This window comes from Kitasatospora sp. NPDC093558 (assembly GCF_040683475.1).
Taxonomy (GTDB): Bacteria; Actinomycetota; Actinomycetes; order Streptomycetales; family Streptomycetaceae; genus Kitasatospora.
This window is the reverse complement of the sequence record NZ_JBFBDY010000001.1, coordinates 17,379-30,648: the sequence shown is the minus strand read 5'-3', so window position 1 is coordinate 30,648 and position 13,270 is coordinate 17,379. Positions and strand designations below refer to the sequence as shown.

Sequence of the window (13,270 nt, the reverse complement as noted above, 5' to 3'; positions counted from 1 at the left end):
CCATGACGAACGAGACGGCGGCGGGGGAGAACGTGGACGGCGGCGCGCCGTACCGCTCGCGGCGGCGCACCCTGATGCGGGCGGGCGTGCCGATAGCGGTGGCCGCGGCGATCGCCACGGGTGTCGGGCTGGTGCCCGCGCTGGCCGCCGACTCCCCGCCGGACCTCCCCACGCTGACGGCGGAGCAGGTGGTCGCCAAGGCACTCGCCTCGGACACCCAGACCCTTTCCGGGACGGTCACGCTCTCCACCGACCTCGGCGTGCCGAGCCAGCTGCTCGGTGCGGCGGCCGGCGGCCTCGGCGCCGCGGCCGGTCGCGGCGGCGGCGGGCAGGACGGGGGCGGCTCGGCCGCCGATCCGCAGGCCAAGCTGCTCGGTCTGCTGGGCGGTGACCAGGCCCTGCGGGTCGCGGTGGACGGGCCGGACCGCCAGCGGCTCGACCTGCTGGAGAACATGGCCGGCTACACCCTGATCCACAACGGCGACCAGGGCTGGGCCTGGGACAGCTCGACCAACCAGGCCGTGCACCTGACCGGTCAGGCCGCCAAGCACCAGGGCGCCGAGCACCCGAAGGCGCCGCTGACGGGCGTGCCGACGACGCCGCAGGAGGCCGCCAGGCAGTTCCTGACGGAGAGCGCGGGCACCACCTCCGTCACCGTGTCCGGCACCGCCAAGGTGGCCGGGCAGGACGCCTACCAGCTGAGCGTCAAGCCGACGCAGTCCGGCTCGACGATCGCCGAGGTCCGCATCGCGGTGGCCGCCGGCAACGGCGTCCCGCTCGCGGTCAAGGTGCTGAGCACCGACGGCAGCACCGTGCTGAACGTCCGCTTCACCGACGTCTCCTTCGCCAAGCCGGCCGCCAAGACCTTCGACTTCACCGTGCCCAAGGGCGCCAAGGTGACGGAGCACAAGGCGGACGAGAAGCAGGCCGACGAGAAGTGGGCGGGCGCCGGAGCGGGCGCCGGGGCGGACGCGAAGCGCGGCGCGGACGGCAAGAAGGAGAGCGGCCCGGCCGAGCAGCCGAACGTGATCGGCGAGGGCTGGACGTCGGTGATCACCGCGCACCTGCCGAGCGCGCCGGCGGGCACGCCCACGGGCGGCGCCGAGGGCGGCAAGCACGGCGGCCACGGCGCCTTCCAGGACCCGACGGCCCTGGTGAAGTCGCTCGGCAAGCCGGTCGCCGGCGGCACGCTGCTCAGCACCAAGGTGGTCAACGTCCTGATCACCGACGACGGCCGGGTGTTCGCCGGCGCGGTGACGGAGTCCGTCCTGCAGAACGCGGCCGGGGTGAAGTAGGGGTGACGAAGACTCCCGTAACGGGGGACGTTACGGAGTCGGCCGGGGTCCGGGGCGCCGAGGCGCGCCCGGCCCCCGTTCCCGCCACCGCCCCCTCGTCCTCCGACGACGTGATCCGCACGCGCGGCCTCACCAAGCGCTTCCGCGGCGGCCAGCTCGCCGTCGACGGGCTGGACCTGGCCGTCCCGCGCGGCTCGGTCTTCGGCTTCCTCGGCCCCAACGGCTCCGGCAAGACGACCACCATCCGCATGCTGATGGGCCTGATCTCCCCGACCTCCGGCGTGGCGACCGTCCTCGACGAGCCGATGCCGCAGTCCGTCGCGAGCGTGCTGCCCCGGGTGGGCGCGCTGATCGAGGGCCCCGCGCTGTACGGCTTCCTCTCCGGCCGCGACAACCTCGCCCGGTTCGACGCCGCCGACCCGACGGCCGACCCGCGCACCCGCGCCCGCCGCGTCGACGAGGCGCTGGAGCGGGTCGGGCTCACCGCGGCGGCGGGCAAGAAGGCGCGCGCGTACTCGCTCGGCATGAAGCAGCGGCTCGGCCTGGCCTCGGCGCTGCTGCAGCCGCGCGAGCTGCTGGTGCTGGACGAGCCGACCAACGGCCTGGACCCGCAGGGCATGCGGGAGATCCGGACGCTGGTACGGGAGGTCGCGGCGGAGGGCACCACGGTGTTCCTCTCCTCGCACCTGCTGGACGAGATCGAGCACGTCTGCACGCACGCGGCGGTGATGTCCCGCGGCCGGCTGGTGGTGCAGGGCACCGTCGCCGAGCTGGCCGCCCGGGCGCAGGGCCGGCTGGTGGTCCGCACGCCGGACGCCGCCCGGGCCGCCGAGGTGCTCGCGGCCCACCAGGTCGCGGACGTCGTGCGCGGCGAGGACCGGGTGGACGGCGAGCTCGCGGCCGTCGACGACTCGGTGCTGCCCAAGCTGTGCGCGGCGCTGGTCGAGGCCGGCGTGCGGGTGCAGGGGTTCGGCCTGGAGCGGGGCACGTTGGAGGACGCCTTCGTGGCGCTGACCGGGGAGGGCTTCGATGTCGCGGGCTGAGGCGGTGGCGGTGGCGCCCAGCGTCGGGAAGGAGGCCGCCGGGCGGCGGCCGCAGACGGTGTCCGGGTTCCTGGCGCTGTTCCGCAACGAGCTGCACCTGACGTTCCGCCGGATGCGGACCCTGGTCCTGCTGGCGATCCTGGCGGCGCTGCCGATCCTGATCGGCGTGGTCATCAAGGTCAACACGGACAGCCCGCACGACGGCGGCGGTCCGAGCTTCATCGCGCAGACCACCCAGAACGGCCTGTTCCTGGTGTTCACCGCGCTCGCCGTGGCGCTGCCGGTCTTCCTGCCGATGACGGTCGGCGTCGTCGCCGGGGACTCGGTGGCCGGCGAGGCCGCCACCGGGACGCTGCGCTACCTGCTGGTCGCGCCGGCCGGGCGGACGAGGCTGCTGGCCGCCAAGTTCACCGCCGGGCTCGTCTTCTGCCTGGCGGCCACCGCGGCCGTCGCGCTGACCGCCCTGGCCACCGGCGCCGCGCTGTTCCCGCTCGGCAAGGTGACGCTGCTGTCCGGCGACACCATCGGCCTCGGCGACGCGCTGCCGCGGGCGCTGCTGGTGGCCGCGGTGGTGGCGCTCTCGCTGGCCGGGCTGGTGGCGATCGGGCTGTTCGTCTCGACGCTCACCGGCAGCGGCATCGCGGCGATGGCCGCCACGGTGGTGCTGGTGATCACCGTCCAGATCCTCGACAGCTTCCCGCAGCTGGACGCGATCCGGCCGTTCCTGTTCACCCACTACTGGCTCAGCTTCGCGGACCTCCTGCGCGAGCCGATGTACTGGGACGGCGTGCTGAAGAACCTCGCCCTGCAGGCCGGCTACGTCGCCGTGTTCGGCTCGGCGGCCTGGGCGCGGTTCTCCAGCCGGGACATCAGCGCGTAGAGGTTCCGACTAGCGGGTGGCCGCCGGGGCGGGGGCCGGTTGCGGCGTCCGTGCCGCGGCCGCCCGCTCCGCGCGGTCGGCCCGCACCCGGCGCAGCGCGTCCCACGTGAGGACCGCGAGCGCCGCCCACACCAGGGCGAAGCCGGCCCAGCGCGCGGTCGGCATCGACTCGTGGAACACCGCGACGCCGATGAGGAACTGGAACACCGGCGCCAGGTACTGGAGCAGTCCGAGCACCGTCAGCGGCACCCGCACGGCCGCCGCGCCGAAGCACAGCAGCGGGATCGCGGTGATGACACCGCTGAGCACCAGCAGGCCGGAGTGGCCCCAGCCGTACGAGCCGGCCACCGTGTGGCCGAAGGTGCCGCGGCCGTGGATCTCCAGGTACACCAGGTAGGCCAGGGCGAACGGGAACATGAAGGCGCTCTCCGCCGCGAGGCTCTGCACGCCGCTCAGCCCGACCGTCTTCTTCAGCAGGCCGTAGGTCGCGAAGGACAGCGCCAGGGTCAGCGCGATCCAGGGCAGCTGCCCGAACGCGACGGTGAGCACCGCGACCGCCCCCGCGCCGATGCCGACCGCCGTCCACTGCGCGACGCGCAGCCGCTCCTTGAGGACGAGCACGCCGAAGCCGATCGTCACGAGCGGGTTGATGAAGTAGCCGAGGCTGGTCTCGACGACGTGGCCGCTGTTGACCGCCCAGATGTAGACGCCCCAGTTGACCGAGATCACGGTGGCAGCGCCGGCGAGCATCGCCAGCTTGCGGGGCTGGCGCAGCAGCGGGCGTATCCAGCCCCAGTGCCGCTGGACGGTCAGCAGCAGCGCGACCGCGACGAGGGACCAGACCATGCGGTTGGCCACGATCTCGTCGGCGGCGGCGGGCTCCAGGAGCGGCCAGAAGAGCGGGAAGAGCCCCCAGATGCCGTAGGCCGCGGCTCCGTACCAGATGCCGTGGCCGCTCTCCTGCTTCGTTGTGTCCGGCATCTGCCGCCTGCCCTCCGCGCGCGCGTATGTCGAGGTGACGGTAGCGGGCGGGAGGGCAGGCTGTCATCTCCGTTTCCGGATTTTGGTCATGACACTGCCCGAGGGGCGAGAACCCCGAGGTCAGGGCCGGTGCGGGTCAGGCCTTGAGCGCCTCGCGGACGGACTCGGCGAGCGGGACGGTCGGGCGGCCGATCAGCCGGGCGAGGTCGCCCGGGGTGCCGGCCAGCTCGCCGCGCGCGATGCCCGCGTCGACGTCCACCAGCACCTCGGCGAAGCCCTCCGGCAGGCCCGCGCCGATCAGCACGTCGCGGTGCGCGGCCGGGGTCACGTCGCGGTGCTCGACCGGCGCGCCGGAGGCCGCGGCCAGCTCGGCGGCCAGCTCGGGCAGGCTCCACGCGGTGTCGCCGCTCAGCTCGTACACCCGGCCCTCGTGGCCCTCGCCGAGCAGGACGGCGACGGCCGCGTCCGCGTAGTCCTTGCGCGGGGCGGAGGCCACCCGGCCCTCGCCCGCGCTGCCGAGCACGACGCCGCGGGCCACCGTGCCGGCCGCGTCGCCCAGGTAGTTCTCGGTGTACCAGCCGTTGCGCAGCAGGACGGACGGCAGGCCGGACGCCGCGATCAGCTCCTCCGTCGCCCGGTGCTCGTCGACCAGGCGGAAGGTGGCCGCGCCCGGCGCGCTCGTGTAGGCGAACAGCGCGACCCCCGCCGCCTTCGCGGCCTCGATCACGGCGCGGTGCTGCGGGATCCGGCGGCCGACCTCGCTGCCCGAGATCAGCAGCACCCGGTCGCCGGCCGCGAAGGCGCCGGCCAGCGTCTCCGGCCGGTCGTAGTCGACCACCCGGACGGCCACACCGCGCGCGGCCAGGTCGGCGGCCTTCTCGGCCGAGCGGACGGCGACCGCCACCTCGGCCGCGGGGACGGCGGCCAGCAGGCCCTCGACGACGAGGCGGCCGAGCTGGCCGGTGGCACCGGTGACGACGTACATGGGGTGTGCTCCTACCGTGGGATTCGGGTTGTCTACCTCGAAACTCACCCTAGGGATGGCACTAACCTTTCGAAAGTACGCACTTCAAAGTAGGGTACTGACGTGAAGGTAATCGAGAAGCTCCCCCCGGCCGACGTCTTCGACCGCATGTGCCCGTCGCGGGGCGTGCTGGAGCACGTCACCAGCCGGTGGGGCGTGCTCGTCCTGTGGGCGCTGCGCGAGCGCGGGTACCGCTTCAGCGAGCTGCGCCGCCGGGTCACCGGGGTCAGCGAGAAGATGCTCGCCCAGACCCTCCAGACGCTGGAGCGCGACGGCTTCGTGCTCCGCGAGGCGCACCCGGTGATCCCGCCCCGGGTCGACTACAGCCTCACGCCGCTCGGGCACGAGGCCGCCGAGCTGGTCGCGGGGCTCGCGCTGTGGTCGGAGCGGCGGGTGCCCGAGGTGATGGCCGCCCGCGAGGAGTACGACGGGCGGCCTACCGCTTCGTGATCAGCACCGCTGCATGATCAGCGCCGCTTCGTGATCAGCGCCGCCAGGCCGTCCAGCACGCGGGCGAGGCCGAACGCGTAGGCGTGGTCCGGGTCGTAGGCGCCGCCGTGCGCCGCGCCCGCGGCGGCGCCGACGCGGGCCGCCACCGGGTAGCGCTCCGCGTCGAAGACCCGGGCCAGCAGGCCGGCGTTGGCGGCCCACCACTGCTCGTCCGTCAGCGCGCTGTCCTGCTGCGCGGCCCGCTCGTCGGCGGCCATCCGGGCGCAGGTCTGGACGAAGCCGAGCACGTGGGTCAGGGCCGCGTCCAGTTCGACGTCCGGCAGGCCGGTGCCCTCGAAGGCGCGCAGCTCGTACTCGTACTTGGCCATCAGGCCCGGGCCCAGCGGCGGGCGGCTGGTGGCGACGGCCGCGATCCACGGGTGGGCCCGGTGCAGCGCCCGGTTGTCGTCGGCGACGGCCGTCACGCGGGCGCGCCAGCCGTCGTCGGCGGGGGCGGTGCGGGGCATCCCGGCGTAGATGGTGTCGAGCATCAGGTCGAGCAGTTCGGCCTTGCCGGGCACGTACGTGTAGAGCGCCATCGGGGACAGGCCGAGCTCCTGCGCCATGCGCCGCATGGTGACCGCGTCCACGCCCTCCGCGTCGGCGAGCACGATGGCCGCCGCCGCGATCTCGCCGGTCGAGCGGGCCTGCCGGGGGCCGCGGCGGCCGGGCTTCTCCTCGGCGGTCAGGCCCCACAGGAGGGCGAGGGTGCGCGCCGGGTCTCCTGCGCTGGTGCGGTCGGTGGCCATGGGGAGGATCCTTTCACGGCGCCCGCTTCGTTACGGTCTCACCATGAGCGCCCCCAGCCGAAAGCCCGATCCGCTGCCCGGGACGGACACCCCGGAGGCCGTCCGCCACCGCGTCACCTGCCGCCGCTGCCACCGGCCGCTGCACGACCCGGAGTCCCGCATCCTGCGGCTCGGCCCCGAGTGCCGCGACCCCGCCGAGCGCGTCCCGCGGCACGACGTCGACCAGGATCCGCTCCCAGGGGTGTAGTCGGGCCCGGTAGTTCACCTGCGGGTCGCCGGGATCGCGTACGGTCGCTCCGTGGGGCACGGGCGGGAGGCCAGGGTGGGCGGGGTGCGGGAGCTGCGGGGCGACGATCCGCGGCAGGTCGGCGCGTACCGGCTGGTGGGGCGGATCGGCGCCGGCGGGATGGGGCAGGTCTACCTCGGCCGGACGGCGGGCGGGCGGCTGGTGGCCGTCAAGACGCTGCTCGCCGACGGCACGGTCTCCGACGAGGACCGGCGGCGCTTCGCCCGGGAGGTCGCGCTGGCCCGCCGGGTGACCGGCCTGTACACCGTCGCGGTCGTCGACGCCGACGCCGAGGCGCCGCTGCCCTGGATGGCCACCGAGTACGTCCCCGCGCCCTCGCTCAACGAACTCGTCAAGAAGGCCGGGCCGTTGCACCCGCCGGCCGCCGTGCTGCGGATCGCCGCCGGGATCGCCGAGGCCCTCGCCGACCTGCACCGCGCGGGCGTCGTCCACCGCGACGTGAAGCCCGCCAACGTCCTGCTGCCGCCGAGCGGCCCGCGGCTGATCGACTTCGGCATCTCGCACGCCGCCGACCTCACCCGCACCTCCCTCACCCTCGGCACGATCGCCTACACCTCCCCCGAACAGGCCCGCGGCGAGGCCTCGTCGGGCGCCTCCGACGTGTACTCGGCCGGCGCGACGCTCTTCCACCTCGCCGTCGGCCGCCCGCCGTACGCCGACACCTCCGACACCCTGCGCCTGCTCGGCCAGGTGCAGCGCGGGGAGCTGGACCTGGCCGGGCTGCCGCCCGAGCTCGACGGGCTGGTCCGCGCCTGCCTGGCGCTCGACCCGGCGGAGCGGCCGACGCCGGAGGCGCTGCTGGCGCACGTCGCACCCGCCTCGGGAGAGCCGGAGGGCGTGCCGCTGCCGGAGGCGTGGACGGCGCTGATCCGGGCGTACGAGGAGCGCGCCCACGCCGTGCCCGAGGTGTCGGCGGCTGCGGTTCCGGCTGCGGTTCCGTCGTCGGAGCAGTCGACGCGCGTGCTGCCTGCGGGGTCGGAGCTCAGGACGACCGTCCTGCCTGCGGGGTCGGAGCTCGGGACGGCTATCCTGCCTGCGGGGTCCGAGCTCAAGACGACCGTCCTGCCCGCGACTTCAGGGCCCTCGTCGGCCCGGCCGGCTCGCCGACGGGCCGTGCTGCGCGGCCTGGTCGTCGCGCTCGCCGTCGCCGCGGCCGCCCTCCTCGTCGTCCCGCCGAACAGCGTGCACGTCGCCGAGGCCGCCGATCCGGCCACCGACGCCGCGTTCCGCGGGCTCGGCAAGGGCGACTGCGTCGACGCGGTGCTCGGGCCGGACGGGTTCAGCCCGGCCGTCCCGCAGCAGGTGGACTGCGGCGCGGACGAGGCCTACCTCGTCGTCCAGAACCGCACCACCGACGAGAGCGTGTGCGATGCGGGCGCGGGCGAGGAGACCTGGTCCAACGGCAGCGAGCGGGCCGACGACCGGCTCTTCCTGTGTGTCCGGCGGCAGTTCCGGTCGGGCGAGTGCGTGCCGGGTGCCGCCGCCGGGGCGGTGCCGGGGCCCGTGCGCCCGGAGGACATGTGGCAGCCGCACTCCTGCGGGGCGTCCGCCACCGCTGCCGCAGAGGAGCTGGTGATCGCCAAGGTCGTGCCGGTCGACGGCCAGGCGGCGGAGGGCACGACGCCGGGGACGGCCGAGGTGTGCGGCTCGGCGGCGTACTGGAGGTTCGACGCGCCCGACGCGCACGTGTGCCTGGAGCGGCCGCGCGCCTGAACGGACCTCAGTGCGCCTCAGTGCGCCTGAGCCCGCCTCAGTTCCGGCCGAAGAGGCGCCGGAGGAAGCCCGGCCGGGGTTGCGGCTCCTGAGGTGCGGCCGGTTCGGGCGCCTCAGCCGTCTCGCCGGCGGCGACGAAGCGGCGCGCCCGGTCGAGCTCCTCCGTCGGCAACCACGGCGCCGCGAGCGCCAGTTGGCCGATCGACCGCAGGATCGTCACCACCCGCGTGCGGTCCGCCTCCGCGCAGTAGCGCAGCCGTCGGCCGAGCTGGGCGGCGATGTCGGCGCGCGTGTCGGGGTGCGTCCAGCCGATCGCGACGAGTGCGAAGCCGGCCGCCTCGACGACCCAGTCCTCCGGTCCGAGCAGCAGGTCGAGCAGGACGCGACGGCGGTCGGACCGGGCCCACGGCTGGTCGGTGCGGTGGTGGGCGATGCCCAGGCACGCGAAGGTCTGGACGGCGCGCACCCACAGTTCGGGCTGGTGGGCGAGCAGCGCCTGCCCGAGCTCGTCCTCGCGCGGCGCGGGCGGGTGCGCGAGCACGCCGACAAGGTCGTCGAGCGGCAGCCCGGCGAGCCGGACGGCGTGGTCGTAGACGGCGGGGACGGTCGGCCAGACGAGTTCGGCGGTGGCCCGGACGAGTTCGGCGCTCGCGGCGGCGGGCGGGGCGACGGCGGGGTGCGGGTCGGTGCCGTCCCAGATCCACAGGGTGGTGGTGGGCGCGACCAGCGGCAGGCGCGGGTCCGGGGTGCCGACGGACTGGTAGCCGACGGTGGTGCGCGGCAACGCGAGCTGGACGGCCAACAGCGAGCTGGGCGGCTCGACCGTGGAGGCCACGCAGTCGATCTCGGTGTCGCGCGTGGTGCCGGGCGCCTCCAGCACTTGGTGGAGCACGTTGACGGTGGCCTCGGTGGCGCCGGGGACGAGGCCGAGCCAGGGCACGCGGTGGCCGAGCCGTTCCAGGAGGTCCTGGGCGTACTCGTGGTCGGGGTGCGCGCGGTGGTGGTCGGCGAGCGCGAGCAGGTGGGCGGCGTCGCCGTCGACGGCGTGGCGCAGCCCGTGGATCGCCGGGGCGGCCTTGGGGTGGTCCGGGTCGGCCGCGAGGACGCGCTCCAGCCAGGGCAGCCCGTCGGCGGGGCGGCCGAGCGCACCGTACAGCTCGGCGACGTCGACGGCGAGGTAGCTGCTGGAGTTGTCCTCGGCCGGTGCGACGCGGCGCAGTTCGGCCTCCCACACGGCGAGTGCCTGCTCCGGGCGGCCGTGCGCGCGCAGGGCGTTGCCGAGCATGACGGACGGCATGTAGCCGGGGGCCAGGCGGTGGGCGTGCTCGGCGAGTTCGACGGCGCGGGCGGTGGTGCCGAGGCGGCGGGTCAGGCCGGAGGCCATCGCGAGCAGCAGCGGGTGGTCCGGGTGGCGGTCCACGACGGCCCGCACGAAGACGTCGAACGGGCGGACGGCGTCGGCGAGTTCGGCGGGCAGCGGGTCGGGCAGCCCACCGGCGGCGCGGGCGACGGCCTGGGCGACGGCGTCCGGGTCGACCAGCCCCGGCAGGTCCTCGCGGGCCAGCCAGGCCGTGTGCGCCCAGGGTCTGCCGGGCTCGAACTGGACGGCGGAGGCGAGCATGCCGATCGCGGCGTCCCAGTCGCCGGCCGCCGCCTCGACGTGGGCGCGGCAGACGACCGTGCCGAGGAAGACCTGGCCGTCGAGCGGGAACAGCTCGCGGGCGGCGGCCGGCCCCCCGGCGGCGGCGCACAGCTCGGCCAGGGCCTCGTGCAGCTCGGGCAGTTGGGGATCGGTGATCATCGCGTCGGCGAGGTGGTCGGCGGCGTGCGGGAGGTCCCCGGAGTCGATCGCCAGGCGGGCGACCGCCACTTCACCCTCGGCTGCCAGGCGTTCGTCGCCGTCGCCCTTGCGTTCCATGGTCCGATCCCCCGTCGTGCCTGTGCTCCGCATTCGCGCGGACGAGGCTATCTCGTGCATACGACGACATGATGATCGACCCGGCGCCGGGATCGTGAGGTCGTGAGGTCGTAAGGTCGTAAGGTCGTCGACCGTGCCTGAACTCTCGTCACATCACCAGACCACCGCCGGCGCGTACGACGCCGTCGCCGCCCGCTACGCCGACCTTGTCCGGGACGGGCTCGCGCACCTCCCGCTGGACCGCTCGTTCGTCACCGCCTTCGCGGACGTCGTGCGGTCCTCCGGCGTTCCCGGCCCGGTCGCGGACCTCGGCTGCGGGCCGGGGTACGTGTCCGCGTTCCTGCGCGGGCACGGCATCGACGTCTTCGGCGTCGACCTCTCCCCCGCGCTCGTCGGGATCGCCCGCGAGACGTACCCCGGCATCCGGTTCGACGTCGGGTCGATGGACGCGCTGGAGGCGGCGGACGGGTCGCTGGCCGGGGCCGTCTCCTGGTACTCGCTGATCCACACGCCGCCCGCCCACATCCCGTCCTACCTGGGCGAGTTCAGGCGGGTGGTGGCGGCCGGCGGGCACCTCCTGATCGGCTTCTTCGAGGCCGAGGGCGAGCCGGTGACGCCGTTCGACCACAAGGTCACGACGGCCTACCGGTGGCCGGTCGACGAGCTCGCGCGGCTCGCGGGCGGGGCCGGGTTCGCGGAGGTCGGCCGTATGCTGCGGCAGCCGGGCGAGAACGAGCGCTTCCGGCGCGGGCACCTGCTGCTGCGGGCGGTGTAGCGGCTCAGCGGTTTCAGCCCGCGAGGGTTGCATTCTCGTGGGTTTCAGCCCGCGAGGGTTTCAGCCTCGTGGGTTTCAGCCCGCGAACCCCGGCACCACCAGGCCGGACTCGTACGCGATCACCACCGCGTGCGTGCGGTTCTGCGCACCGAGCTTGAGCAGGACGTTCCCGACGTGCGTCTTCACCGTCTCCTGGCTCACCACGAGCGACTCCGCGATCTCCGGATTGGACAGTCCGGTGGCCATCAGCCGGAGCACTTCCTCCTCCCGACCCGTCAGCGCCGCCTGCGGCAGGGCCACGGCCGAGGCCGACGGGCGGGCGGTGACCATCCGGCGCAGCGCCGCCGGGAAGAGGATCGCCTCCCCCTCGGCCACCACCCGCACCGCCTCGGCGATCTGCCGGACCGGGCGCCGCTTGAGCACGAACCCGGCGGCTCCGGCGCCGAGCGCGGCCGTGACGTAGTCGTCGTTCTCGAAGGTGGTGATCACCACGACCTTCGGCGGTTCGGCTGCTCCAGTGGGTTCGGCTGACGTGGCCAGCAGGCGCCGGGTCGCCTCGATCCCGTTGCACCGCGGCATCCGCACGTCCATCAGCACCACGTCCGGCCGCAGCCGCCGCGCCTGCTCGACCGCCTCGATCCCGTCGGCGGCCTCCCCGACCACCGCGATGCCCGGTTGCAGCGCGAGCAGCGTGCGCAGCCCGCTGCGCGTCACCTCGTCGTCGTCCGCGATCAGGACGGTGACGGGGGTGACGGGGGCGGCGGGGGCGGGGCAGCCGGCGGGCTCGGTCATGCGGACGACCGTACCGGCAGCCGGACCGCCAGCCGCCAGTGCTGCGTGCCGTCCGGGCCGGCCTCGATCTCACCGTGCAGCAGCCGCACGCGCTCGGCCAGCCCGGGAAGACCGTGCCCGGACGTCGGGAACGCACGCCCCGGGCCGCCGACCGCCGCGATCCGGTTGACCACACCAAGCTCCAGACCGTCCGCCCCTGCCACCACCCGGACCGTGATCGGACCGCCGGCCCCGTGCCGCAGCGCGTTCGTCAGCCCTTCCTGGAGGATCCGGTACGCCGCCCGGGAGAGTGTGCCCTGCACCTGCGCCGGTTCGCCGAGCAGCTCCGGCTCGACCACCGCGCCCGCGTGTCGCAACCGGTCCAGCAGCTCGGGCAGATCGGCCAGGGTCCGGGTCGGCGCCGTGCCCGCCTGCTCCTCGCGCAGCACGCCCAGGACGTAGTCCAGGTCCTCCAGCGCGGCCCGCGCCGACTCCTCGATGCTGCGCATGGCGGCCCGCGCCGCCACCGGGTCGGCGGAGAGCACCTCGCCGGCCACCGCCGCCTGGATCGTCGCCGCCGTCAGCGTGTGCCCGATCGAGTCGTGCAGCTCGTGTGCCAGCCGGTTGCGCTCGGCCAGCCGGAGCTCCCGTTCGGCGGCGAGCGCGAGCCGCTCGGCCGACGACGGCCCCAGCAGCCTCGGCGCCAGCCACCGCAGGGCGCCCGTCACCGCCACGGCCACGACCGCCGCCATCAGCACGCACACGGGCGCCGCCACCCAGCTCCACCCATCCGTCACCTCGACCGCGTGGCCGAACAGGCTCAACCGCAGCTCGGTGTCCAGCCAGTTCCCGGGCAGCGACACCCCCATGAGGAGCAGCACGCCGCCGCCGAGCGCCGCCGTCCACCCCAGTGCCACGTGCAGCACCAGCCAGAGCGGGGTCCGCCAGCGGTCGGTGCCGTCGGGAGCGGCGGCGTTCGCGGGAGCTGCGGCGTTCGCGGGCCACCGACGGGCGGCCGGATCCGGCAGCGGCACCCCGAGCAGGCGGCGGGCGGCCACGACCAGCGCCCGCCGCGTCGTGCGGGCCAGTCCGATCGCACCGATCAGCACAGCCCAGACCAGGAGCGTCACCGCGGCATGCACCCCGTACGGACCGGAACTCCACGCCAGCGCCGGCAGCATGGCGAACGGCAGCAGCGGAAGGCTCGCCAAGGCGCCGGAACAGGCGAACAGCGCCCCCGTGTACGTGGAGCCGCGCAGGAGCGGCCGGATTCCCCTGATCATGACCGCCAGTATGACCGGATGGTTCGGCCACGACCTCCCCCG

General features: G+C 75.0%; 13 protein-coding genes. 7 read left to right on the top strand and 6 right to left on the bottom strand.

Annotated features, from left to right (window positions below; translation table 11 throughout):
- The first annotated feature begins 2 nt into the window (after positions 1-2).
- From AB0O00_RS00190 to AB0O00_RS00180, 3 genes are all read left to right on the top strand, one after another.
- Positions 3-1,295, top strand: coding sequence for a DUF2092 domain-containing protein (locus AB0O00_RS00190; protein ID WP_363647419.1), 1,293 nt, complete (start codon positions 3-5; stop codon positions 1,293-1,295).
- A gap of 110 nt (positions 1,296-1,405) precedes the next feature.
- Positions 1,406-2,338 carry an ABC transporter ATP-binding protein gene (locus tag AB0O00_RS00185; protein WP_363647417.1) on the top strand — a complete coding sequence of 311 codons (933 nt, stop codon included), beginning with the start codon at positions 1,406-1,408 and terminating at the stop codon, positions 2,336-2,338.
- Complete coding sequence (locus AB0O00_RS00180) at positions 2,325-3,218, top strand: ABC transporter permease (protein WP_363647415.1); 894 nt, start codon at positions 2,325-2,327, stop codon at positions 3,216-3,218. The genes AB0O00_RS00185 and AB0O00_RS00180 overlap by 14 nt, the downstream gene beginning before the upstream one ends.
- Before the next feature lie 9 nt (positions 3,219-3,227).
- Here the strand turns inward: AB0O00_RS00180 and rarD are convergent, their stop codons facing one another.
- Both rarD and AB0O00_RS00170 read right to left on the bottom strand, forming a co-directional pair.
- On the bottom strand, positions 3,228-4,199 hold the full coding sequence (gene rarD, locus AB0O00_RS00175) for an EamA family transporter RarD (RefSeq protein WP_363647413.1): 972 nt from the start codon (positions 4,197-4,199) through the stop codon (positions 3,228-3,230).
- 136 nt (positions 4,200-4,335) lie between these two features.
- Entirely contained in the window at positions 4,336-5,184 is an 849-nt protein-coding gene (locus tag AB0O00_RS00170; protein ID WP_363647411.1) for an SDR family oxidoreductase, read from the bottom strand.
- Positions 5,185-5,331: 147 nt separating this feature from the next.
- On the opposite strand from AB0O00_RS00170, the gene AB0O00_RS00165 reads away from it, so the two are divergent.
- Positions 5,332-5,673 (top strand): helix-turn-helix domain-containing protein, encoded by a 342-nt coding sequence (locus AB0O00_RS00165; RefSeq protein WP_363647490.1) that lies wholly within the window; start codon positions 5,332-5,334, stop codon positions 5,671-5,673.
- Positions 5,674-5,690: 17 nt separating this feature from the next.
- Here the strand turns inward: AB0O00_RS00165 and AB0O00_RS00160 are convergent, their stop codons facing one another.
- Positions 5,691-6,461 (bottom strand): TetR/AcrR family transcriptional regulator C-terminal domain-containing protein, encoded by a 771-nt coding sequence (locus tag AB0O00_RS00160; protein WP_363647409.1) that lies wholly within the window; start codon positions 6,459-6,461, stop codon positions 5,691-5,693.
- A 43-nt stretch (positions 6,462-6,504) separates the two neighbouring features.
- On the opposite strand from AB0O00_RS00160, the gene AB0O00_RS00155 reads away from it, so the two are divergent.
- Positions 6,505-6,708 carry a DUF6011 domain-containing protein gene (locus AB0O00_RS00155; RefSeq protein WP_363647407.1) on the top strand — a complete coding sequence of 68 codons (204 nt, stop codon included), beginning with the start codon at positions 6,505-6,507 and terminating at the stop codon, positions 6,706-6,708.
- A gap of 51 nt (positions 6,709-6,759) precedes the next feature.
- On the top strand, positions 6,760-8,481 hold the full coding sequence (locus AB0O00_RS00150) for a serine/threonine-protein kinase (RefSeq protein ID WP_363647405.1): 1,722 nt from the start codon (positions 6,760-6,762) through the stop codon (positions 8,479-8,481).
- Positions 8,482-8,518: 37 nt separating this feature from the next.
- Here AB0O00_RS00150 and AB0O00_RS00145 read toward each other — a convergent pair whose 3' ends face one another.
- A complete protein-coding gene (locus AB0O00_RS00145; RefSeq protein WP_363647403.1) occupies positions 8,519-10,399 on the bottom strand; it encodes a tetratricopeptide repeat protein in 1,881 nt (626 codons plus the stop codon).
- Positions 10,400-10,532: 133 nt separating this feature from the next.
- Here AB0O00_RS00145 and AB0O00_RS00140 point away from each other — a divergent pair, with 133 nt between their 5' ends.
- On the top strand, positions 10,533-11,174 hold the full coding sequence (locus tag AB0O00_RS00140; protein ID WP_363647401.1) for a class I SAM-dependent methyltransferase: 642 nt from the start codon (positions 10,533-10,535) through the stop codon (positions 11,172-11,174).
- Positions 11,175-11,249: 75 nt separating this feature from the next.
- Here AB0O00_RS00140 and AB0O00_RS00135 read toward each other — a convergent pair whose 3' ends face one another.
- Together AB0O00_RS00135 and AB0O00_RS00130 are read right to left on the bottom strand one after the other, a co-directional pair.
- A complete protein-coding gene (locus AB0O00_RS00135; protein WP_363647399.1) occupies positions 11,250-11,966 on the bottom strand; it encodes a response regulator transcription factor in 717 nt (238 codons plus the stop codon).
- Positions 11,963-13,228 (bottom strand): histidine kinase, encoded by a 1,266-nt coding sequence (locus tag AB0O00_RS00130; protein ID WP_363647397.1) that lies wholly within the window; start codon positions 13,226-13,228, stop codon positions 11,963-11,965. The genes AB0O00_RS00135 and AB0O00_RS00130 overlap by 4 nt, the downstream gene beginning before the upstream one ends.
- Between the last annotated feature and the right edge of the window lie 42 nt (positions 13,229-13,270).